Origin of the sequence: Paenibacillus sp. F411, assembly GCF_017582705.1 — a bacterium.
Taxonomy (GTDB): domain Bacteria; phylum Bacillota; class Bacilli; order Paenibacillales; family Paenibacillaceae; genus Paenibacillus_AQ; species Paenibacillus_AQ algicola.
On sequence record NZ_JAGFIP010000009.1, the window covers coordinates 153,721 to 177,334 of the forward strand.

Here is a 23,614-nt window from a genome sequence, read left to right on the forward strand (position 1 = left end):
ACATGAAGAACAGAGCCTTCAAGCTTCGCTATATCCTGCTCGCAGTGCTTGTCATTCTAGTTCTTACGCCCTTTGTCTGGTGGCTGCTGAAACCGGCCAAGGCGCTGGATGTCGTCGTGGTCAACAAGACCTTCCCGATTCTGCAGGACAGCAAGGACAAGCCACAGCTGGATTATAGCAAACAGCGCGGGCTGTACTGGGTGCTGAATCATAAGCGGATTGACAATCCCAAGACCGGCAAGGCCTACAGCATGGATACGGATTACTCCGGCAATGCCCTGAGCAATGGCAAGCTTGTTCATAAGCCGCTGCAGATCAATAACGTGCCCGACATGATCTATCTGCTGGATGCCTACGGCACCGGAGGCTCCAGAGAGAGTGGAGTAGAGGAGCCGGGAATATCCGGTCTCACCCGGGACGAGATCGCTTGGGTATCGAACAGCTACGCCAGAGGCACCACGCTGCTTGGCGAATATAATATTGCCGGTGAGCCGACGAGTGACGCGGTATCCAAGGAGCTGGGCCGCTTGTTCGGCGTGTCCTTTACCGGGATGGCCGGCAAATTCTTCTCGGATTTATCCTCCGAGATCGACGTTCCGGACTGGATCCGCAACATTTATCAGAAGCAGTACGGCAAGGCCTGGTCTCTGAGCGGCGCCGGCATCGTGATCGCCGGCAACGACCAGATTGTCATTCTGCAGCGGGATATCGGGTTTACGGGAAGCTCGCTGCAGGTTGGGATGAATGAGGACCTGAACGGGAAATACGAAACGGAAGCAGTGAACTACTATAACTGGTTCGAAATCGTGGAGCCGGATGCTCCTGAGGATGTGATCGCCTGGTATAGCCTGGACCTGACGGAGGAGGGCAAGAAGCAGCTGGAGCCTTACGGGCTGAAGGGAACGTTTCCCGCCATCGTAGACCGCCGCGAAGGGGAACAGCGCTCAGTGTATATGGCAGGAGACTTCTCGGATTACAGAGGTCCGGATAAGCTGCATGGCTTTATCGGGGCAGCACCCTTGTACAAGCTCTTCAGCATTGAAAGTGAAGGGGATTTGGGCTACTTCTACTGGCGCTTCTATGTTCCCTTCATCACTAACGTGATGGAGGAGATCGAGGCTCAGGAGGAGCCCCAGTCCTTTGTCGTCAAGGCAGATGAAGCCTCCGGCGTGAAGCTGGTTTCCGCCATTGAGGAGGGCCAGTTCTCGGTCTACCGAAACGGAGTATGGGAGAAGAGGCACATCCAGGGCGTTAATGTAGGCTCAGGCATTCCTGGCTACGCTCCGGGCACTTTTCCGGAGGATGCTGCTTTTTATACCGAGTGGTTTCAGCAAATGGCGGATATGAATGCCAATACGTTGCGCGTGAAGGACCTGATGCCGCCTGTTTTCTACCGGGCTCTGGATAATTTCAATGTCAGCCATCCGGATCAGACGCTCTATTTAATTCAGAACATATCACTTGCGTCTGATCCGGCTCCGCAGGATGTCTTAAGTAAGGAGGAGCAGGGTGCGTTCCAGCAGATCATGGAGAACACGGTACATGCTCTGCATGGCAATCATGAAAGCTCGGGTTCGAACGAGACAGAACGTTATAGTAATGATGTGTCAGGTTATGTCCTTGCCTATACGCTGGAGCCGGCATGGAGCAAGAGCTCGGTAGCAGCTGCCAATACAGCGCATGCCGGCTACACCTATGAAGGTGACTTCATGTATTCAACGGATGGAGCGACGCCGGTCGAAGCCTGGCTGGCTTCCATGCTGGACAAGCTGGCAGGCGTAGAGCTGCAGCAGTACGGCATGCAGCATCCATTGGCAGTCGTGCTAAACCCGGAGCTGGATCCGGTGTATGTCCGTAAGGCCGGGCTTACGTCCACGCCTGACGGACAGGTGGAGCTGGACCATATAGGCACCACAGCCCAATTCAAGGCACAGCTGTTTGGTGCTTATAATATTTATCCATCCAAGCTTGAGGAAGACGGCAAAGCAGACTTCTTTGCAGGCTATCTGAATGACTTGGTGAAGGAAGAGGACCGCTATCACATCCTGGTCAATGAATTTGGAATTCCGACCACGAACGGCATCACGGAAGAGGATCAGGGCCGGGAGCTGGCGGATATGATTCAGAGCATTCAGGATAGCGGAGCTCTGGGCGGACTCGTTTACGAATGGGCAGACGAATGGGGAAGCAGCAGTCCGGACACTGCACCGTACATGATTCCGAAGAAGCGGGGAGCGTTGTGGCATAACACGGACGATCCCGCGCAAAATTACGGCATTGTGGCGATGGAATCGGATCGCAATGTGCCTTTGACCTTGAATCTGAAGGGCTCAGGTCCGCTGGATTCTATAGGCATGGGTGCGGATGAATCGTATTTCCACATTCAAGCACAGTTCAAGCAGCTGCCGGATTGGGACAAGCAGCAGCTCATGATGTATATCGACACGTTCGACCGCAAAAAAGGCGAGTATATGCTGGAGCCAAACGTCAATGAAAACTGGTCAGGGACTGAATTTAAGCTGGTCATCCCGCAGCCGGATCAAGCTGAGCTGCTGGTGATCCCTACGTACAACAAGAGCCGCGGCACTTATTTTACAAAGGTTACGACAGACGGCATCTTTGAGCGGCTATCACCGCTCCCGGATCAGGGAGCTTCCGCTCGCGCCAAAGATCTGTCTGTCCTTACAGCAGGCAGCTTTGAACGAGGGGATACGCATCTAAACCTCCAGGAGAACACTTTAAAGGTAAGAATTCCATGGGCCCGGCTCAATTTCACCGATCCTTCCAGCCTGCTTGTGATCAGTGACGAGCAGCAGCAGGGAGTGCCGGGATCAGATGAGGCTATCTCCGTCAAGATGACGGACGGCATGGTAGTTTCACTGGTGGTCATGGACAAGCAGACACGTAAGGTAGAATATCAATTTCCGGAAAGTGTCACCTCACAGGGATACCGCACGTTCACCTGGAAGACTTGGGACGTGCCCCAATACACCGCTCGAAGCAAGAGCAGCTATGAATGGATTCGTGAGGCATACCAGGATGAATTCAGCCCCTGAAGCGGCTGAAGAGGAGCGGAGAGAGAGGCGGTAGGAGTGAGAGAAGCATTTATATTACTGTGGATATCTTCCGGGCTTGTCATGGTCTTTTTCATAGCCATTGTTCTTATGTGGATGAGCGCGCATCATCGAATGAAGAAGGAGCAGCAGCTGAGTGCAGTCTTTGAACAAGAGCTGAACGAGCTGCTTAACGGCAAAGGACGGGAGTCACGAATCCGAACCGGCGAGTGGAGCCGGCTGCTCCGCGGCAAGGCATTCCGCTACGAGCTGCTGATCTCCTGTCTTGCCCGCAGAGGGGAAGACGAGCTCTACAAGCACCAGGAGCTGCTGTATACGTTCTACGACAAGGTCGGTATTATAGATTTCTTGGAGCGGCGGCTGCACTCGAATCAGGAGCATCTGCAGGCGCTCGCCTGTCAGTATATTGGTGATCTGCGGCTGAAGTCATTCGGAGACGAGATGTCGAGGCTGTCTTCAAGCAAGAGCAATCATGTGGTGTATCATGTGCTGCTGGCCCTGGCCAAGCTGGGAGATCTGGAGCGCTTGTCGGGTACGCTGGTGAAGCAGTCCTCTACCCTGTCCCTGTCGTTCCGTACCCTGCTGGAGGTACTCTCCGAGTTTAAAGGCTCCAAGCGGGACCTGTTCAAGCTGACGCTGGATCAGAGTGATGATTATCTGAAGAGCATCCTCATTAAATCCGCGGCCGATGAACAGCTGGAGGGCTTGGAGGAGTATTATCTGGAGCACCTGAACAGCAGCAATATCAATCTGCGCATTGCTTGTATCCGAGCTCTCGGCGGGTGGAAGGATTCCTCCATAGAGCCGGAGCTTGTCCGGCAGCTGGAGGACCCGGCCTGGGAGGTTCGAGCGGCGGCGGCCAAGAGCCTGGAGGGTACAAGGACACGCGCTAGCTTGCAGGCGCTGGTCCAGGCGACTGGCGACCCTGAGTGGTGGGTCCGGCATAACGCCGCCAAGACGCTTGCAGCTTCACCGGACGGAGAAGAGTATGTTCGGCGCATTATTAACGGCGAGGACCAGTTTGCCCGTGAAGCAGTTATCGGTGTAATGGAGATCTCTGTATAACGATCAACATGACGAATAGGGAAAGTTGGTAGCGATCTAATGTATTATTTCTGGAAGTTCTTGTTGTATTTCAGTGAATTCTGCATGATTTATACGATCGGCATTAATTTGTTTTATAATTTTCAAATGTTTATTTCGGTCCTGGATTTGTCCAGCTACAAGAAAAAAATGAAATCCTCGGATTATGAGCGGTATACCGAGTCCAAGAATATGGTGCCGATTTCCGTACTCGTGCCTGCATACAACGAAGAAATGACGATTGTAGATAACATTAAATCGCTGCTGGCCTTGAACTATTTTGAGTATGAAATCGTGATTGTCAATGATGGCTCGCAGGATGCCACAATGGCCCGGATCATTGATGAGTTTGGCCTGGTACAGGTCAAGCAGCCCTATAAGAAAAGTCTCGAAACTCAAGAAATTCTCGGCATTTACCGGAATCCGCAATATGAGAAGCTGGTGCTGGTGGACAAGCTGAACGGCGGTAAGGCGGACGCGCTGAATGCGGGGATTAATGTTTCGGCGTATCCGTTTTTTGCAAGCATTGATGCCGATTCTGTGCTGGATCAGGACGCGCTGGTCAAGCTGGCGATGATGTTCGTTGAGCGCCCCGATACTGTAGCCCTGGGCGGCATTGTCCGCATTGCGAATGGCTCAAAGCTGCACAACGGGGAGCTCGTGGAAATGAAGCTGCCCAAGAGCAAGGTGGCCGGGCTTCAGATTGTGGAGTACCTGAGAGCTTTTCTGACGGGCCGTACCAGCCTGAGCAAGCTGGATTCCATTCTGATTATATCGGGGGCGTTCGGGGCCTTTAACAAGCAGGCAGTCATTGATTGCGGCGGATATAAATTGAAGTCGATCGGCGAAGATATGGACATTATTATGAGGCTGCACAAGTTTATGAAGGACCGCAAGCAGCCGTATCAGATCAAGTTTCTGGCGGATGCAGTGTGCTGGACCCAGGCGCCGGAATCGCTTAAAGACCTGCGGGTACAGCGCCGCAGATGGCAGATTGGCCTGTTTGATAACCTGTTAAGCTATAAGCATATGATGCTTAATCCTAAATACGGCAAAATCGGTCTGATTACGCTGCCATACTACTGGATTTTTGAGCTGATTGGTCCTGTTATTGAATTTCTGGGATATATCTTTATTCCATTAGCTTATTTATTCGGCCTGCTGGAATTCAGCAGCTTCCTGATGTTCTTTATGATTGCTTTCCTGCTGGGCACGACCTTGTCCCTGGGAAGCATCCTGCTGGAGCAATTCTCCTTCCGGAGATATTTGCGCTTCAGCGATCTGATGAAGCTGGTTGGCTATGCATTTATCGAGAACCTGGGCTTCCGGCAGCTGACCATTCTTTACCGCGTAGAAGGCATTATCCGCTTCCGCAAAACCCGTCATGCCTGGGGACAAATCAAGCGTCAGGAGTTTGCCTCTGGCAAAAACAACGCTGCAGGATAACAGAGAACAGACCTGAAGGGGCCGCATGCGGCTCCTTTTTTTACTGCTGCTGGCGTGATGATGGTCAGAAGGACGCAGATCCCGCCGGCCGCCGTTGCGATCTTTCCTCTTGTTCCGGGTATAATAGAGCATAGATGTGTATTCACATAGAAATGACTCCATGTAAGAACGACTGTGGAATTTCAATACGAGGATCGCAAAGGAGCCTAGAACGCCATGACACAATCACAGCAGCCGGCAGCAGCCGGATGGAAGCTTGATAACAGCTATAGCAGGCTGCCGGACCTCCTGTTCACGAGACAGGAGCCAGCGCCTGTCAAGGCACCGAAGATCATCCTGTTTAATCGTGAGCTGGCAGAGACGCTGGGGCTGGATGCCTCCAGCCTTCAGAGCCCGGAAGGAGCGGCCGTGCTGGCCGGAAACGAGCTGCCTCAAGGTGCGGAGCCTCTGGCTCAGGCCTATGCAGGGCATCAGTTCGGCTATTTCAATATGCTGGGGGATGGACGGGCAGTGCTGCTCGGGGAACAGCTTACGCCAGCCGGAGGCCGCTATGATATACAGCTGAAGGGATCGGGGCGTACACCTTACTCCCGGGGCGGAGACGGGCGGGCAGCCTTGGGGCCCATGCTGCGGGAATATATCATCAGTGAGGCGATGCACGGCCTGGGCATCCCGACGACCAGAAGTCTGGCCGTGACGGCTACCGGTCAAGAGATTCAAAGAGAGCTGTCGCTGCCGGGGGCTGTATTGACCCGGGTGGCGGCCAGCCATATCCGGGTTGGAACCTTTCAATATGCCGCGCAGTGGGGAACATCGGAGGATGTACGCACCCTGGCAGACTATACGATTGCCCGGCACTATCCTCATGTAAAGGATGCAGAGCAGTCTTATCTTTCTTTATTGCAGGAGGTCATCCGCCGCCAAGCCTCACTCATCTCGCAGTGGCAGCTGGTCGGCTTCATTCATGGCGTGATGAATACGGACAATATGACGCTGAGCGGAGAGAGTATTGATTACGGACCCTGTGCCTTTATGGATGCTTACCATCCATCGACCGTGTTCAGCTCCATTGATTCGCAGGGCCGCTATGCCTATGGCAAGCAGCCGTACATTGGAGCCTGGAATCTGGCGCGGCTGGCAGAAGCGCTGCTTCCCTTGATCCATGAGGATGTGAACAAGGCTGCGGAGCTCGCAGAAGAAGAAATTGCAAAGTTTGGCGTCTGGTTTGAGGATAGCTGGCTGCACGGCATGAGAGCCAAGCTGGGCCTGTTTAACGAACATCAGGACGACCAGGAGCTCATAACCGACCTGCTGGATCTGATGGCTGAGCACCGGGCTGACTTTACCAACACCTTCCGCGCCCTGACTCTGGGAGAAGACACGGAGATGCAGGCGATCGAGGCGTTTCAGCGCTGGCAGGAGCGGTGGAAGAAACGGCAGCGCCAGCAGGAGGAATCTCTGGAAGCGGCCTGGCGCTTGATGCGGGGCAGCAATCCGGCAGTCATTCCGCGGAATCACCGCGTGGAGGAAGCGTTACAGGCAGCAGAACAGGGCGATCTGAGTGTGATAAAGCGGCTGCTGGAGGTGTTGTCCCATCCCTATATCTATTCTTCGCAGCAGCAGCCCTACTGCGATCCCCCTGAGCCGACCGGCCGCGCCTACCGCACCTATTGCGGGACATAAACATAATCCCCCCCAGAAAGAAGCAGACCATTGCGGTCCGCTTCTTTTTTTGTGCGCAGCAGGCGAAAATGTTCCTTGTTCATGCGAGGATATTCCGATGCGCTGGGATATTCTGTAATGCTATAACTAAACCATAGAGCCGCTAAGGAGCGGGAATCTTATACGGAGTCATTTTAAACCATACCTATAAAGGGGGCATACACGTGAAAAAGAGTAAAAAATGGATGAGCCTGATTCTCGGGCTGACACTGACCATGGGTCTGGCGGCATGCGGAGGCGGGACCGAAACCGGCTCCACCGGCACGACAGAGCCGAACAAGGACAGCGGCAAGGCACCGGCCGAGGAGCAGACAGCGAAGGTGGATGAAATCTACTTCCTGAATTTCAAGCCGGAAATTGCACAGGTGTATGACAAGATTGCCAAGGATTACGAAGCGGAGACCGGCATTAAAGTGAAAGTGGTGACCGCTGCTGCCGGCACCTACGAAACCACGCTGAAGTCCGAGGTGGCCAAATCCGATCCTCCGACGATTTTTCAGATTAACGGTCCGGTCGGATATAACAACTGGAAGGACTATGCCAGCGATCTGAAGGACACCAAGCTGTACAGCTTCCTGTCTGACCCAAGCCTTGCGGTGACGAGCGGAGAGGGTGTATACGGCATCCCTTATGTGGTTGAAGGCTATGGCATCATCTACAATGACGCTATTATGAAGAAATATTTCGAGATGGCCGACAAAGCCGTCAGCATCTCTTCCGCCGCAGAAATCAACAGCTTCGACACCCTGAAGGCGGTGGTTGAGGATATGACCGCGAAAAAGGATGCCCTGGGCATCAAAGGCGTATTCGCCTCCACGTCCATGGCTCCGGGCGAGCAATGGAGATGGCAGACGCACCTCGCGAACCTGCCGCTGTATTATGAGTTCAAGGATATGGACGGCTATGACAGCACCGTGCTGGCCGGACTTGATGCCAAGGAAATCGAGTTCAAGTATGGAAGCAACTACAAGAATATTTTTGACCTCTACATTAACAACTCTGTCAGCAAAGGCACGATGGTCGGAAGCAAGTCCGTAGCTGATTCCATGGCAGAATTCGCGCTGGGTCAGGCAGCCATGGTACAGAACGGAAACTGGGCATGGTCCCAGATTAACGAAGTTGGCGGCAACACGGTGAAAGCCGAGGATATCAAATTCATGCCGATCTATACCGGCGTAGAAGGCGAAGAGAACCAGGGTCTGGCTGTCGGAACCGAGAATTATTTCGCCATTAACAGCAAGGTATCCCAAGAGAAGCAGGAAGCTTCTATCGCATTCCTGGAGTGGCTGTTCTCCAGTGACAAAGGCAAGCAGTATATCGTGAACGAGCTCGGCTTCATCGCACCATTCAACACCTTCGGAGATGATGAGAAGCCTGCAGATCCACTGGCAAAAGAAGTGACACGCTGGATGGATGAAGGCACAACGTCCGTAGCCTGGACCTTTGCCGCCTTCCCAAGCGAGGAGTTCAAGAACCAGTTCGGTGATGCGCTGCTGCAATATGCCCAGGGCAGTGCAACATGGGAGCAGGTCGCCAGCACGGTAACAGAAAGCTGGAAAGCCGAGAAGGCCAGAACAAGCCAATAACCCTGTGAATTTTTCGGGCCACTGCGTACAGTATGCTGCGCAGTGGCGCTTCTTTACTCTTTTTGGATTCTATGTGATCGGAGCGTCGATATGGAGAAATCAATCAAAAGATACGTCTTGTTCTTTACCCTGCCGACCCTGCTTGCCTTTGCTGCCCTGTTCGTGGTTCCCTTCGCGCTGGGCATCTATCTGTCCTTTACCGAGTTCACGACCGTTAATGATGCGACATGGGTAGGGCTGAGCAACTATGGCAAAGCCTTTGCCAATCCGGATTTTCAGAATGCACTCTGGTTTACAAGCAAGTTTACCGTCGTCTCCATCATTACGGTCAATGTGCTGGCCTTCCTGCTGGCCTTGCTGCTGACACGGGGCAGAAAGGGCACGAATCTGTTCCGGACGGCTTTTTTCATGCCGAATCTGATCGGGGGCATCGTGCTGGGCTACATCTGGCAGCTGATTCTGAACGGAATTCTGTACCGCTATGAGGTGACACTGACGTTTGACGCCAAGTACGGCTTCTGGGGACTGGTCATTCTCATGAGCTGGCAGATGATCGGGTATATGATGGTTATTTACATCGCGGGCATCCAAAGCATCCCTAAGGACCTGTTCGAGGTCGCCAAAATCGAAGGCGCAGACCGCTGGGCAACCGTGCGGCACGTGACCATTCCGATGATTATGCCGGCCATTACCATCTGCCTGTTCCTGACGATGATCAATTCCCTGAAGCTGTTTGACCAGAACCTTGCGCTGACCGCAGGCGCTCCCTCCAAGGAGACCGCAATGCTTGCCCTGGATATTTACAACACCTTCTACGGCACGCCGGGCTTTGAAGGAGTGGGGCAGGCGAAGGCTGTCGTGTTCTTCGTGCTCGTGGCCCTGATCTCCATGATCCAGCTGTCTATCACCAGAAGAAGGGAGGTTGAGCAGTAATGCAAAGAGAAACGGTCCGCGACAATACGATCTTTGTGCTGTTTCTGGTTCTGATGGCCGTGTTCCTGTCCCCGATCCTGATTGTGCTCATGAACTCCTTTAAGGGAAAATTTTTCATCAGTGATGCGCCGTTCAAGCTGCCGGACAGCACCACCTACGTCGGTCTGGAAAACTATATCAGCGGCCTGGAGAAAACAGGCTTTCTGAACGCGTTCGGCATGTCCCTGCTCATTACGGTGCTGTCGGTGCTCGTCATTGTCTGGTTCACGTCCATGACGGCCTGGTACATTACACGGGTGAAGACCGGGTTCACCAAATCCTTGTATTTTGCTTTCGTCTTCTCCATGATCGTGCCCTTTCAGATGGTAATGTTCACGATGACCAAGGTGGCCAATGTGCTGCACCTGGACAATCCGCTCGGCATTGTCATCATTTATTTAGGCTTTGGCGCGGGGCTGTCTGTCTTCCTGTACTCCGGGTTCGTCAAGTCCATCCCTGTAGAGATTGAAGAGGCCGTGATGATGGACGGCGGCAATCCGCGGCAGATGTTCTTCCGGGTTGTGTTTCCCATTCTGAAGCCGATCGCGATTACGGTCGCCATCCTGAATGTGATGTGGATCTGGAACGACTATTTGCTGCCCTATCTCGTGATTGGTACAGAGTACAAAACCATTCCAATCGCCATTCAGTACCTGCGCGGCGGCTATGGCTCGATTGATATGGGTGCGATGATGGCGATGCTGACGCTCGCTATTGTGCCTGTGGTCATATTTTATCTGTTCTGTCAACGCTATATTATTGAGGGCGTTGTGGCGGGGGCAGTCAAGGGATAAAGGGTGCGGCCTTCAGGCCGCCCTTTTTTTGTAGAGAGCGGGGCAGGAGGACTGCTGTTTTTGTCGAAAAAGAGATAGAGATAGGCCGGAGGAGGTTTCGCCGTATGTGGCTTCAGAAAAGCTTACAGTCCAAGCTGCTGCTCGGCATGATTGTATGCGCTATCATCCCATTGACCATTTCCATCATCATTTCCTACCGCACGACCTCCAGCTCGGTCCAGAGTCAGATCGTGGATATTAACCAGCAGGCGATGGACAGCAGCACCTACTATGTCAAAAGATATTTGGATAACCTGGATCAGATTACGCTGTCCTTTTATTTTGATCCCGTGCTGATGGGGTATCTCCGATCCCCGTCGTCTGCGGATTACGCCGAGCGAATGTATATATCGAACCAGGTGTACTCCATCTCCAAGGAGCGCCCGGAATTTCGGGCTGTCCGCTTCGCCAGCTCCCAGACGGGAGAGGTGTATTCGGACTCGGCTTTTTTGAGGCTGGGAGAGGGGGATCCGCCCGGCTCGATCTCCACGCCGGAGGACGATCAGGCCGGCTGGGGGGAAACCTACGGCTATGAGGTCGTGACGATGAACGGGGAGCGCCTGCTGGCATTCCACAAGCCGATCATTGATTATCCGCGGACGCATCTGCTCGGCATTCTGACGATTTATATCGGTCCTGATGAGCTGGGACAGCTCGTCCGGCCGGGCGAGGTTTCCACAACGGAAGGAGAGCAGGTCTTTCTGCTGATCCGGCGGGATCATGAGCTGCTGTATGCTTCGCAGGAAGGACAAGAGTCTTTGCTGGGCCTGGAGATGGACCCCGCTCCTTGGAACGGGGACAAGGGCTATGTCCAAGGGAAATGGGCGGGACAGGAGGGCGTGCTTGTCTATGTTACTGACGATTACAAAGGGATGCCGCTGACGCTGGTAAAATATATCCCGTCTGCAGTCATGCACGAGGCGGCCAATGAAGCACTGCGGAAATCGCTTGCGATTCCCTTGATGATGACCCTGCTGGTGCTCCTCTGCTCCTCGCTCCTGTCCTACATGTTTATGACGCCGATCAAGCGGCTGGTGCGCAGCATCGCCCAGGTTCAGGCCGGCAACTTCGACATGCAGCCGATTCCGGCACGGCAGGATGAGCTGGGCGTACTGGAGCATCGGTTTCAGAGCATGGTCCGGGGTCTGGATGATCTGATGAACCGGGATTACCGGCACCGGCTGGAGCTGACGACCGCGCATTTAAAAATGCTGCAGGCACAGATCAATCCGCACTTTTTATACAATTCGCTGCAGTCCATCGGTACTCTGGCGCTGCGCCAGGGCGCACCGGAGGTGAATGAGAAGATTGCGGAGCTGGGATATATTTTGAGATACAGCATGGATCTGAAGACGGAAAGCGTACCGCTGCACAAGGAGATTGAGCATATTGAGAATTATATGTCCCTGCAGCTGGGAAGATTCAGAGACCGCCTGTCGTATGAGCTGTCCTGTCCGCCGGAGGCACTCTCTATCCTGGTACCGAAGATGATTCTGCAACCGCTGGTGGAGAACAGTATCGTACACGGCATGGAGAAGGGCACCGGCAGAGGCGCCATTCATATGGCGGTGGAGCTGAAGGCGGAGGCGCTGGTCATTTCCGTCATGGATAATGGAAAAGGAATTGAGGCGTCCGTGCTGGAGGGGCTGCAGCGGGAATATGGGGGAAGGCAGCCGACATCCGGCAAGGAATCCGGTATTGGGCTTATCAATGTATTGGAGCGGCTGCGCCTTCGCTACGGCAGCCAGTTTACTTGGGAAATTCGAAGCATTCCTTATAAAGAGACGATCATTCAATTACATATCCCGCTGGAGGAGCGGAAGGACATGCAGCCCGCTGCTTCAGCACAGGAGGTGCACTCGGTATGAAGGTACTCATTGTCGACGATGAAGAGCATGTGCGGGAGGCGATCGAGCTCTCGGTAGATTGGGGACATTACGGCATTGACCAGCGCCTGCTGGCTTCCAATGGAGCAGAGGCCCTGGAGCTGCTGCGTGAGCATCGCCCGGAGGTCATGTTCTGTGATATGAGCATGCCCCGGATGGACGGGACGGAGCTGCTGCAAAGGATTCGGGAGGAGAACGAGAATGTGCAGGTCATTGTCATCAGCGGCCATGATGATTTCCGGTACACCCAGGCAGCGATTCGCGCCTTTGGCATAGATTACTTGCTGAAGCCGTTCCGCCGCGCAGACCTGGAGAAGGCGCTGGAGAAAGCCATATCGGTGTGGGAGGAGAAGGAATCCCTGCGCTCCGGCCTGCGGGAGTCCGCATACCGGATGAAGCAGGTAGACGCGATGCTGGAGGAGCAGCGGCTTGCGGGCTACTTGCGGGGAGAGATTGCATATCATGACGGCATCCGTCCCTGGTTCCGGAAATGGTGTGATACCGAGCAGCTGTGGGTAGCGCTTATGCTGCCTAGGAACCAGCTCGAAATTATAAACCGGCGGCTCGATGGAGATGCCGAGCTTTATGCGTTTGCGGTCAGCAATATCGTAGACGAGGTGCTGCACTCCTGCAGGGTCTGGAGCTTCTGCCGGCTGGATGCCTATCAGTGGGTGCTGCTGATTGGAGCGGACTCGCAGGGAGCCGACGGGTCCATGTTCCAGCTGTATGTCCGGCGGATTTCCGCCGCTTGGGAGCGCACTTTCGGATTAACCGTATTTACAGGGCTATGTGAGGAGAAGACCATCGTGAAGGACCTTCCCGGAGCACTGGGCAGCGCCCGGGTTGCCCTGCTCAAATCCCCGGTGCTGCCGGGAAGCGCTGCTCCTTCCGGACCTGCACCTCGGCTGTCCGAGCAGCAGCAGCTGCTGGAGGCCGCGCTGCAGAGCGGCAACAGAAGCTATGCGGCCGAGCTGATCCAGTCCTTCGTCCGCTCGGTGCGGCAGCGGGGCGCGTTGACGCTGAAGGAGCTGCAGGCCTACACGCTGGAAGCCAACCTGATGCTGGACCGAGCGGGCGGGCACGATCCCGCGGGACGGGAGCTTCCCGGCCTGCAGCTTCCGCTGTGGATCAACGATCTGGAGGAGTGGGGGCGCCTGCTGCTTCAGCAGTGGTGGCGGCTGATGGAGGAATCAGGAAGCGAGGGTGGCGGTAGCCGCGGCGTAGAAGCGATGCGGGAGTACATGAATGGGCATTATTACGAGGACATCTCGCTGTCGAGCCTGTCTGAGCGGTTTCATTTCAGTCCGCAGTATATTTCCAAGAAGTTCAAGGAGATGTATAACACTACGGTCGTGACCTATTTGACCGAGCTTCGCATGGAAAAGGCGGCATCGCTGTTGTCCCATACCGAGATGACCGTGCATGATATTGCTCAGCGGGTCGGGTACGGAGATGAGAACTATTTCGGCAAGGTGTTCAAAAAGCACACCGGCTTCTCACCGCTGCAATACCGGAAGCAGCGGCCGCAGCAGGAGGCTCACATATGAGCCGAAAAGCTTGGGCTATGCTGACAGCCGCACTGCTGCTGCTCGCAGCGGGCGTGTATGCCTGGACGCTGCCACCATCCCCGCCTCAGGCTGCCACAGGCGCAGAGCAGGAGCGGAAGCCCCGAACGACGCTGCGCCTGCTTCAGTTCAAGGTTGAGATACGGGAGCAGGTGCTGGCCATGGCAGAGGATTATATGCGGGAGCACCCCGATATTGTCATTGAAGCCCAGGTGCTGAAGGACTATGATACGACGCTGATCACGCGGTTTGCGGCGGGAGAAGCACCGGATATTTTCACGGTCAAATCCTACTCTGATATTCAAGACTGGGCTCCGCGCCTGGCAGATCTGTCCGGGGAGCCGTGGATGGAGCAAATCTCACCGGCTGCCGTGCAGGGCATGACGGTTGATGACCGAAAGCTTGGCTTCCCGATGTCCATTGAGGGCTACGGATTTATCTATAATAAGGAGCTGTTCGCTCAAGCCGGCATTAAAGAGGTTCCGCGCACGCTCGGTCAGCTTCGGACGGTCAATGAGAAGCTGAAGGCAGCGGGTATTCGTTCCTATGCGGAGGGCTATAAAGAGTGGTGGATTCTGGGCCAGCACTTGTTGAACCTGCCGTTTGCTTATGAGGAAAACCCGGTGTCTGCGATTCAAAGCCTGAATCAAGGCACCCGGCAGCTGGGTGAGCTGAAATATATGGACGGCTTCTTCGATGTGCTGGATATGACGGTGAAATACGGGCAAGGCAGCCGCTCGACCTTGATCAGCTATGATGATCAGGTGGCTAATTTTGCCGCAGGGCGATCTGCGATGATGCAGCAGGGCGTGTGGACGATGGAGACGATCGGGCGGATTAACCGTGAGCAACACATCGGCATGTTTGCGATTCCGCTCAGTGAGAATGCGGAGGAGACCGCGCTGCCGGTCGGCGTGCCCGGTTATTATGTGCTCAACCAGAACTCCCCGCATTTGGAAGAGAGCAAGCAGTTTTTGGCATGGCTGCATCAGAACGGGGACAAATATCTGGTGCAATCCTTCAACAGCATACCGGCCTTCACAGACCTCACCGCTGACAATCTGGGTCCGCTGGCCGCGGATTTGGCGGACTATGTTCGTAGAGGGCAGACGATTCCATGGGCTCATGCCCTCTGGCCTTCGGGCTCGCAGACGGAGCTGGCGAAGCCGCTTCAGGATTATGTTGGCGGCGGCGTAAGCCGAGAGGAGACGCTGCAGCGGCTGCAGCAGGTTTGGGACACGCAGGCGCGCTTGTCTGGTAATGGGGAAACGGTGGAGGGGCCGTGAAGGGTCGGTACGATTCTTGGCAGACTGCCCCCAAATGCTTGAACGGGGAAAGAGCTCCGGATACGGTTCCCTTGAACCGCATCCGGAGCTCTTAGAGCTGTAAAGGTGAAGTGTCATGCATCCTGGCTGTGTACTGTCGCAGAAGCGTAAAGTCTCTCTGAACTTCTTACGGCACCAGCACCTCTAGATGCCGTGGCAGGATGCTGAGCGTGATGGGCAGAATCGGCCCTTCTTCGCCGTCTACGTTGGTGCGAACCGGCTCTGTGGAGGAGACGGTCACGCTTTTGGCGGTGAAGTAGTGGACGTCCTTATGATTCTTGAGGCTGCCAAATAGCAGCGAGAGGCTGGCGGTCATCGTCTTGAACAGGTTCAGATCCTTGATGACAAAGCAATGCAGCAGTCCATCGTCCACCGAGGCCTCGGGAGCAAGCCGTTCAAATCCTCCCACCGAATTGGTCAAGGCAGCCAGAAACAATGGAGATTCGCCTTCCCACACTTGATTATCGTAATGAATCGTCATGGGCACCGCATGGCTGTGGACCAGCTCCTTCAGTCCCTCTTTCAGATAAGCGAGCGAGCCCAGGCGTGATTTCTCCTCGGAGGTCACCGCGGACAAGGACTCTGCCAGTGCACCGGCAGCAGCGACGTTGGCAAACAGCTGATTGTTGATCGTGCCCATGTCTACCCGCTGTACTTTGGAGGAGGCCAGCGTCTGGATCGCATCCTCGGGACGCAGCGGAATCGACAGCGCCCGGGCGAAATCATTCACCGTACCCAGCGGAACAAGCCCAAGACGCGGTCGGTGACTCTGGTTCATCATGCCGTTGATCGTCTCATGCAGGGTTCCGTCGCCGCCAATGGAGACGACGAGATCAAATGCTTCGGTACAGGCCGAGATGCAGTACCGGGTCGCATCAAGCTCCTGCGCCGTTTCCTGGATCAGGACCTCATAGCCTTGCTCCGCCAGCACACGTTCCACCTCTACGACTCGGCGCGGAGCTTCTTCTTTTCCGGAAGATGGATTGACAATGATCATAGCCCGTTTCTGGTTCATATACACGTTCCTCTCTGCATACGTTCTAATGATCATATACCCTCTTTTTCACTCTTTGATGAGGTGCCTTCTAAATAAGTAGGTGCAAGGGAATAAGGGGGGTGATATGATAGAAATAAATCCAATATTAAGATGAGGTGACAGCATTTGATAGGTCGCAGCGGTAACCCTACATTAAGCGATAATACGTTTGAGCGGCAGCAGTCTCAAGCGGGAGACAAGGTCATGACCATTGACGGCACCGTCCACAGAACGATGATTACTTTGGTCTTGCTGCTGGCAGGCGCGTTTAGCTCCTGGAAGATGTATTTTGACGGGGAGAATGTGTTCCCTTTCATGATTGGCGGCCTGATTGCCGGCTTTATTCTGGCTCTGATTGTATCCTTTGTACCGAGAACCGCACCATTTCTTGTTCCGCTTTATGCCGTAGCCGAGGGCTTGTTCCTGGGAGCGCTGTCTGCAAACTATGAATATGTCTATGACGGCATTACCCTGCAGGCTGCTCTGCTGACCATGGGCGTATTCGTGGCGCTGCTGCTCGTGTACAGACTGCGGATTGTGAAGGTTACGGAGAACTTCAAGCTGGGCGTCATCGCAGCAACCGGGGGCATTGCACTGGTGTATCTGCTGAGCCTGGTGCTGGGCTTTTTTGGTGTCAGCATTCCTTATCTGCATGAGAGCAGCCCGATCGGCATCGGGATCTCGGTCGTGATCGTCATCGTGGCCGCGCTGAATCTCGTGCTGGACTTTGACTTTATCGAGAACGGTGCCCGCAGCGGGGCTCCGAAATATATGGAATGGTATGGCGCGTTCGGCCTTGTCGTTACGCTGGTATGGCTGTATATTGAGATGCTGCGCCTGCTGTCCAAGATTTTTAGCCGTGATTAGAGGGCAGGGGGTGGGTGATATGTTCACCTGCCGGTAAACATAAAGAAGCAGTGGATCTAGGGGTGACCCTGGTCCACTGCTTCTTTGCTATATGATCTCCGCAGTCCCACTCTAACTGGCGCGGGACGGGGGCGCAAACTGCTGCGCCAATTCCTCCGGCGGCATCGGCTTGCTGTAGAAATAGCCCTGCGCGTTGAAGCAGTTCATTTCCTTCAGCAGCCCCACCTGATCCTCTGTCTCTACGCCTTCGGCGACAATGCTGAGATTCAGCTGCCGGGCCATGGAAATAATCATCTCCGCAATGGCTCTGCTGTCTTTATCCGTGGTCAGCTTGTTGATAAAGGAACGGTCGATCTTCAGACATTCAATCGGCAGACTCTGTAAATAACTGAGCGAGCTGTAGCCTGTACCGAAGTCATCCATGGATACGGCGATCCCCGCCTTCCTCAGATCATTCAGAATGTGAATAACGTGCTCCTCATTATACATCATCGCGCTTTCGGTAATTTCCAGTTCCAGCAGATCGGTGTCAAACTGAAGCTCAGTAATGGTATCCATAATCGATTCAAAAATGGTCGGCTTCATTAAATGCACCTGTGAAATGTTCACCGCGACCGGAACGACGCTCAGGCCTTCAGCCTCCCATTGCTTCACCTGGGACATGGCGGTGCGGAGCACCCAGAGCTCCAGAGGCACAATATACCCCGACTTCTCCGCGACCGGAATGAAGCGAGCCGGCGAAACCATGCCCAGCTGTGGGTGATTCCAGCGCAGCAGAGCCTCCACCCCGATCATTTCTCCGGTCCGCATGTCCATCTTGGGCTGATAGTAGAGCTGCATTTCCTGCCGGGCAATGGACCCTTCAAGGTCATTCTCCAGCGTAATTTGTTCAATGCTGCTCTGATCGCGCTGTGCATCATAGAACCGGTATTGAGAGCTGCCGTTCTGCTTGGCATCATACATGGCGGCATCCGCCCGCTTGATCAGCGCGTCGGCATCGGTTCCATCCTCAGGATAGCGGGCAATGCCGACAGAGGCGGACAGCTTGACCGTATGATGGCCGACATGAAAAGGCTGCACGAACTCCTCTACAAAGCGTCTGCCAACAGCCTCGATGTCTTCTTTGGCGGAGAGCTCCGGGACGAGCACCGTGAATTCGTCACCGCCCATGCGCGCGATGGTGCCTTCTGGAGGAAGACAGCTCTGGAGCTTGCGGGCCGCGGTCTTGATGACCTCATCCCCGAATGCATGTCCGAACAAGTCATTGACTCGCTTAAAGCGGTCCATGTCAATGAAGAAGACCGTGAATGCCTCATACGGCCGATTGGCTTCCTCGGCAGTGCAGGAGGACAGGAAGTTTTGAAACGAGCGGCGGTTGGACATGCCTGTCAGCTCGTCCTGATACGCCAGCTGCAGGATCGTTTCCTGGTCTTTTTTGGCGGAGGTAATATCCTTGATGATGCTGTACGCGCCGCGAAGCACACCCTCCACCATAATAGGAAGGGAGGTAACGCACAGCGTCAGCAGGGTGCCGTCGGCCGCTTTAGCTTCAATGTCAATGACAGCCGATTTGCCCTGCAGCACCTGACGGTAATGGGCTTCAGCCGCTGCGCGGGAGCCGGGCTCCACCAGATCCACGAGCGGAGAGGAAAGAAGCGGCTTGCCCAGGCGCCGGGACAGCAGCTCGCCCTGATGATTAAGCATACTCACATGTCCTTGAGCGTCAAAGGCCAGCACGCTGTCCGGGTTATGCTCAAAGAGAGACATGTAATGCTGTTCGGCCTCCATCAGCCGCTGATTCTGCTGCAGCTGGCGGCTTACACTCATTGTGTCAGGAATCATAAATATACCAATCGCAATAAACATCATCACGAGATGAGGCACCAGCACGGAAAGTCCGCCCATGGCAGCCCCCTGTCCGACCGGCAGCACCGAAAAGGCCGTCAGCATCGGAAAGCCGGTCAGAGCCAGCGCTACCAGGACCACACCGGGAATCGTTGCTACCGAGTACAGCTTCAGCTCCCGGTTCCGGTTCGAGGTGGCCAGCAGCCGCAGCACGCACAGGCAGAGAGACAGCACAATGACTACGGTCATCAGCAGCATGAGCGGCTGGAATACGATATAGCTGCGGAACAGAAATAGCGTGTTTATGTAATCGAAAATTAATATGATCGCTCCCATAGCAAAGCTCGCGGTCCAGTACGAATGACTCCGGCTTCGCGGGAGACGGGCGTACCAGACGCCGAAATGCATTGCTGCATAGCAGCCAGCCAGCGTAAACAGCACGTGAATAACATAGTAGCTCGTAGCCGTCGGAACGTTCAGGGACAGGGGGACCAGAATATGAGACAGGCTGAAGGCTACCGCGCCGGTCCAGACAATCAGATGCATCGAAGGCGAGGCGATGACTTTTCTGGATCTAGGGGCTGGAGCAGACCCTGATTTGCCAGGCACCATGCCAAAGGTAATGATAGCGGTACCAAGCAGGCTTGCCAATACGGCGAGAATAAGGAGCGGCCAATGAAGCTGAGACGGTTCTAAATAAGTCATGATCAACCTTCTTTGTCTGGATATAATGTTTAAAAAAGGAAATGGGTCTTTCAGACTACAGGACGCGATACTTATTAAACCAATTGACCATTGTTTAAAACATGACTTTTAGTCTATTTTATAGATTGCGCAGGACATTGTCCATCCACATTTTACATGAATATGACAATATGACCAGCCGCCGCCAGCGACACAGGGTCAACAAAAACCAGAGCTTCACGAAGGAAGCCCTGGCTGCGCTAGGTTGGAACATATTTCTACCCTCGACAAATAATCCCCCGCGGTTCCCCGCGGGGGGATTATTGTACATTCAGCGGCCTTCCCTATGGAAGAATATTGCCTGCCGCCCGGTAGATGTCATACCATTCTTCCCGGGTTATGGTGATGTCGGTGGCCTCGCAGCAGTCCTTCAATCGCTCCAGGTTCGTCGTGCCAACCACAGGCTGCATGCCCGCCGGATGGCGGAGAATCCACGCAATCGCCATGGCCGTGCTGCTGACATTGTAGCGCTGTGCCACTTCATCAATCCTTGCGTTCAGTTCCGGGAACTTGTCACTTCCCAGGAATACGCCTTCGAAGAATCCGTACTGGAACGGAGACCACGGCTGAATCGTGATGTCATGCAGTCGGCAAAAATCCAGTACACTGCCATCGCGGTTGACCGCAGCTTCGTTCTCCATATTGACGTTCTAGCCGCTGTCAATCATGGTTGTATTTGTTATGCTGAACTGAAGCTGATTCACGACCAGCGGCTGCTTCACATATTTTTGCAGGAGCTGGATTTGCATCGGATTCTGATTGGATACGCCAAAGTGCCGCACCTTGCCGGAGCGCTCCAGCTGATCAAAGGCCTCGGCAACCTCCTCCGGCTCTACCAGAGTGTCCGGGCGATGCAGCAGCAGCACATCCAGATAATCGGTACGCAGGCGCTGTAAAATCCCGTCTACCGAGCTCAATATATGCTCCTTGGAGAAGTCGAAGCTGCCCGGACGAATTCCGCATTTGGATTGCAGCAGGATGCGTTCACGCACGTCACTGTTCATATGTATGGCATCGGCAAAGATTTCTTCGCACTCGCCGCCGCCATAGATATCCGCATGGTCAAAAAAATGAGCTCCCTGCTCCATCGCGGTCTGTACAAAGGTTTCGGCTTCCTTGGGACTTAGTGCATTGATCCGCATGCAGCCCACGGCGACCGCCGGAACCTTTAGCTGGCTTGCGCCTAATGTTATGGTTTTCATGTTGTGTTGTCCTCCTCATTCCTCTTCAACGTCAAGCGTCTTCATTGTGGCATACCGGGGTCAGCCCTTGCAATGGCAACAGACTTGATAATCCATGTTAAATCCGCCAAACTAGGAACATCTATAAAGAAGCTTACTTGATGTAAGTGACTTGAACAGGAGGAATACAGATGGAAATTGGAATCAGTACATTTGTCGAGACATTGCCTGACGTGCATACCGGAGAGACGATCAGCCATGCCGAGCGCCTCCGGGAGGTCGTGGAGGAGATTGTGCTGGCGGATCAGGTCGGCCTGGATGTGTACGGCGTGGGCGAGCATCACCGTAAGGATTACGCAGCATCCTCTCCTGCAGTCGTGCTGGCGGCCGCCGCAACGCAGACCAAGTCTATTAGGCTGACGAGTGCGGTCACGGTGCTGTCTTCTGCCGACCCGGTGCGGGTCTTTCAGGATTTTGCCACTCTGGATGGCCTTTCAAACGGACGGGCAGAGATTATGGCGGGCCGCGGCTCCTTCATCGAATCATTTCCGCTGTTCGGCAACGATCTGGACGATTATAACGAGCTGTTCGAAGAGAAGCTGCAGCTGCTATTGCAGCTGCGGGAAGCGGAAACGATTACATGGGAGGGCAAGTTCCGTCCCTCGATCCAGGAACGGGGCGTATACCCGCGCCCGGTGCAGCAGCCGTTGCCGGTATGGATTGGAAGCGGGGGCAACCAGGAATCGGTTGTCCGTGCAGGACTGCTGGGCTTGCCGCTCGTGCTCGCTATAATCGGGGGCCGTCCGGCGCAGTTTGCTCCGCTGGTAGAGCTCTATCAAAGAGCGGCTGCTCATGCCGGGCATGATCCCGGCAAGCTGACGGTTGCTTCGCATTCCCACGGCTTTGTGGGCGATGTGGAGGAAGAGGCTGTGGAGAAGTTCTTCCTGCCCACGCAGGCAGGCATGAATATCATTGGCCGCGAGCGCGGATGGGGTCATTACAGCCGTGCCACTTACGACGCCGCTAGAAGCCCGGAGGGCGCCCTGTATGTAGGAAGCCCGGACACGGTAGCGAGCAAGATTATCGCCCTGCGCAAGCAGGTCGGAATCACCCGCTTTCTGCTCCACGTTCCGCTGGGCACCATGCCGCATAACGAAGTGATGCGGGCCATTGAGCTGCTGGGAACCGAGGTAGCGCCAAGAGTACGCAGAGAAATCGCGGAATGGGAAGCAGCGCAAGCCCGGTAGGACTCTTGCTGGAGCTGGATAAAGCACAAAGAACGGCCCCTTTGCAGGCCGTTCTTTGTGCTTTAAATGTTTCAAATGGAGCCTATAACGGCCTGTATAACAGTCCGAAGAACAGGGGGACTGCAGTTGTTATCAAAGACGTAACAGATGGTAACAAAATCAAGGGACTCATCACAAGGGCTACAAGTGGTAGTGACGTAAAGAACCAGTTCGGAACCAACCAAACCTGTTTAACAATAGTTGGTGGCGATAGCCTTGGACTTAATCTTTCCGAGTCTGCTTGGATCAATTTGTACAATCAGGAAGAATGGAGTGTTAACCGCACGATTAATCAGGGCCGCTTTAATGCAATCTTCTTGGACGGTTCTGGTTCTGCACAAATTCGCTGCAAGAAGGAAGACGGGACTCAAGTGATGGAGCGAGGTTCTGATGTTGGTTTGTTTGATAGTACAGGTCGGTATTCTGGAATATGGTCAAACTGGTCAAGAACTCCTAACTTTATTAATTCAACTCGGATAGTAAGAAAATACAGCCAGCAGGCATTCGTAATTGAATGCTCTGCTGGCTGTATTTTCTTGTTTAGAAACGCTGGCGATTGCATCAGATAATAAACAAAAAAGCGGTGAGGCTGATCGGATATAGTGCTGCCAAGACGGACATCGCATTCTTAGAAGGATTGAACTTCTTATAAATCGTCATCCCTGTAATAAACAATCCATATGATAAATATGCAGAAAAGATACGGTACGACCCGAAGGAATTGATATCTAGACTTACCATTATCCGTTCAATAACCACGAGTACAATTAATACTGCAGCAGCGATAATGATTAGATTTATTACTCTGGCATCCCTATACAAATAAAAAAATAGGGGCACTAAGATATAGATAAGCGAAGTGTAGCCGATCGTTGTGAATTTGATTACATCACTGAAGTATTCAGTCGACAGTTCATAATCGCTTTGGAAAATCATGAAGAAAATGGTCGAAAGTAAACTGATTACACTTGCAAGCCCAAGTAAGTATAATACCTTACTCCCCGCGTTGTTCACGATCTCACAACCTTTCCTTATAATTCAATGCTACTCATCGTTTGGCTTTCAATATTATAAGACTCATTTGAAATAGATTAAGTTTCAGGAACTTACTTTCCTATTCCCTTCTCGACTGTGCATATTTAGCAGTAAAGCAATTTCTTAAA

General features: G+C 53.9%; 15 protein-coding genes and 1 pseudogene. 13 read left to right on the forward strand and 3 right to left on the reverse strand.

What is annotated here, in order from left to right; all coding sequences use genetic code 11:
* Nucleotides 1-2 precede the first annotated feature (2 nt).
* The 10 genes from JJQ72_RS11480 to JJQ72_RS11525 all read left to right on the forward strand — a co-directional run bounded on the left by JJQ72_RS11480 (nucleotide 3) and on the right by JJQ72_RS11525 (nucleotide 15,453).
* On the forward strand, nucleotides 3-3,056 hold the full coding sequence (locus JJQ72_RS11480; RefSeq protein ID WP_208203760.1) for a hypothetical protein: 3,054 nt from the start codon (nucleotides 3-5) through the stop codon (nucleotides 3,054-3,056).
* A 36-nt stretch (nucleotides 3,057-3,092) separates the two neighbouring features.
* Nucleotides 3,093-4,139 (forward strand): HEAT repeat domain-containing protein, encoded by a 1,047-nt coding sequence (locus JJQ72_RS20760; RefSeq protein ID WP_175415378.1) that lies wholly within the window; start codon nucleotides 3,093-3,095, stop codon nucleotides 4,137-4,139.
* A gap of 39 nt (nucleotides 4,140-4,178) precedes the next feature.
* A complete protein-coding gene (locus JJQ72_RS11490) occupies nucleotides 4,179-5,603 on the forward strand; it encodes a glycosyltransferase family 2 protein (protein ID WP_208203761.1) in 1,425 nt (474 codons plus the stop codon).
* Nucleotides 5,604-5,819: 216 nt separating this feature from the next.
* Nucleotides 5,820-7,286 (forward strand): protein adenylyltransferase SelO, encoded by a 1,467-nt coding sequence (locus tag JJQ72_RS11495; protein WP_208203762.1) that lies wholly within the window; start codon nucleotides 5,820-5,822, stop codon nucleotides 7,284-7,286.
* 203 nt (nucleotides 7,287-7,489) lie between these two features.
* Nucleotides 7,490-8,911, forward strand: coding sequence for an ABC transporter substrate-binding protein (locus JJQ72_RS11500; RefSeq protein ID WP_208203763.1), 1,422 nt, complete (start codon nucleotides 7,490-7,492; stop codon nucleotides 8,909-8,911).
* Nucleotides 8,912-9,001: 90 nt separating this feature from the next.
* Nucleotides 9,002-9,844 carry a carbohydrate ABC transporter permease gene (locus JJQ72_RS11505; RefSeq protein WP_138227427.1) on the forward strand — a complete coding sequence of 281 codons (843 nt, stop codon included), beginning with the start codon at nucleotides 9,002-9,004 and terminating at the stop codon, nucleotides 9,842-9,844.
* The gene (locus tag JJQ72_RS11510) at nucleotides 9,844-10,677 is read left to right on the forward strand and encodes a carbohydrate ABC transporter permease (RefSeq protein WP_138227426.1); all 834 of its coding nucleotides are present in this window, start codon (nucleotides 9,844-9,846) and stop codon (nucleotides 10,675-10,677) included. The genes JJQ72_RS11505 and JJQ72_RS11510 overlap by 1 nt, the downstream gene beginning before the upstream one ends.
* A 104-nt stretch (nucleotides 10,678-10,781) precedes the next feature.
* Nucleotides 10,782-12,584: a sensor histidine kinase gene (locus tag JJQ72_RS11515; protein WP_208203764.1), complete on the forward strand. Its 1,803-nt coding sequence runs from the start codon at nucleotides 10,782-10,784 to the stop codon at nucleotides 12,582-12,584.
* A complete protein-coding gene (locus tag JJQ72_RS11520) occupies nucleotides 12,581-14,149 on the forward strand; it encodes a response regulator (protein WP_208203765.1) in 1,569 nt (522 codons plus the stop codon). The genes JJQ72_RS11515 and JJQ72_RS11520 overlap by 4 nt, the downstream gene beginning before the upstream one ends.
* On the forward strand, nucleotides 14,146-15,453 hold the full coding sequence (locus JJQ72_RS11525; protein WP_208203766.1) for an ABC transporter substrate-binding protein: 1,308 nt from the start codon (nucleotides 14,146-14,148) through the stop codon (nucleotides 15,451-15,453). Before JJQ72_RS11520 ends, JJQ72_RS11525 begins: the two co-directional genes overlap by 4 nt.
* A gap of 166 nt (nucleotides 15,454-15,619) precedes the next feature.
* Here the strand turns inward: JJQ72_RS11525 and JJQ72_RS11530 are convergent, their stop codons facing one another.
* Entirely contained in the window at nucleotides 15,620-16,507 is an 888-nt protein-coding gene (locus JJQ72_RS11530) for a diacylglycerol/lipid kinase family protein (RefSeq protein WP_138227421.1), read from the reverse strand.
* Nucleotides 16,508-16,654: 147 nt separating this feature from the next.
* Here JJQ72_RS11530 and JJQ72_RS11535 point away from each other — a divergent pair, with 147 nt between their 5' ends.
* Nucleotides 16,655-17,395, forward strand: a complete 741-nt coding sequence (locus tag JJQ72_RS11535) for a Bax inhibitor-1/YccA family protein (protein ID WP_138227420.1) — start codon at nucleotides 16,655-16,657, stop codon at nucleotides 17,393-17,395.
* 111 nt (nucleotides 17,396-17,506) lie between these two features.
* On the opposite strand, the gene JJQ72_RS11540 is transcribed toward JJQ72_RS11535, so the two are convergent.
* Both JJQ72_RS11540 and JJQ72_RS11545 read right to left on the reverse strand, forming a co-directional pair.
* Complete coding sequence (locus tag JJQ72_RS11540) at nucleotides 17,507-19,945, reverse strand: putative bifunctional diguanylate cyclase/phosphodiesterase (RefSeq protein ID WP_208203767.1); 2,439 nt, start codon at nucleotides 19,943-19,945, stop codon at nucleotides 17,507-17,509.
* 323 nt (nucleotides 19,946-20,268) lie between these two features.
* Nucleotides 20,269-21,186 (reverse strand): annotated as a pseudogene (locus JJQ72_RS11545) (aldo/keto reductase).
* Nucleotides 21,187-21,356: 170 nt separating this feature from the next.
* Between JJQ72_RS11545 and JJQ72_RS11550 the strand changes: the two are divergent.
* A complete protein-coding gene (locus JJQ72_RS11550; RefSeq protein WP_138227417.1) occupies nucleotides 21,357-22,412 on the forward strand; it encodes an LLM class flavin-dependent oxidoreductase in 1,056 nt (351 codons plus the stop codon).
* Between the two features lie 5 nt (nucleotides 22,413-22,417).
* The gene (locus JJQ72_RS11555; protein ID WP_208203768.1) at nucleotides 22,418-23,020 is read left to right on the forward strand and encodes a hypothetical protein; all 603 of its coding nucleotides are present in this window, start codon (nucleotides 22,418-22,420) and stop codon (nucleotides 23,018-23,020) included.
* Nucleotides 23,021-23,614: the final 594 nt, after the last annotated feature.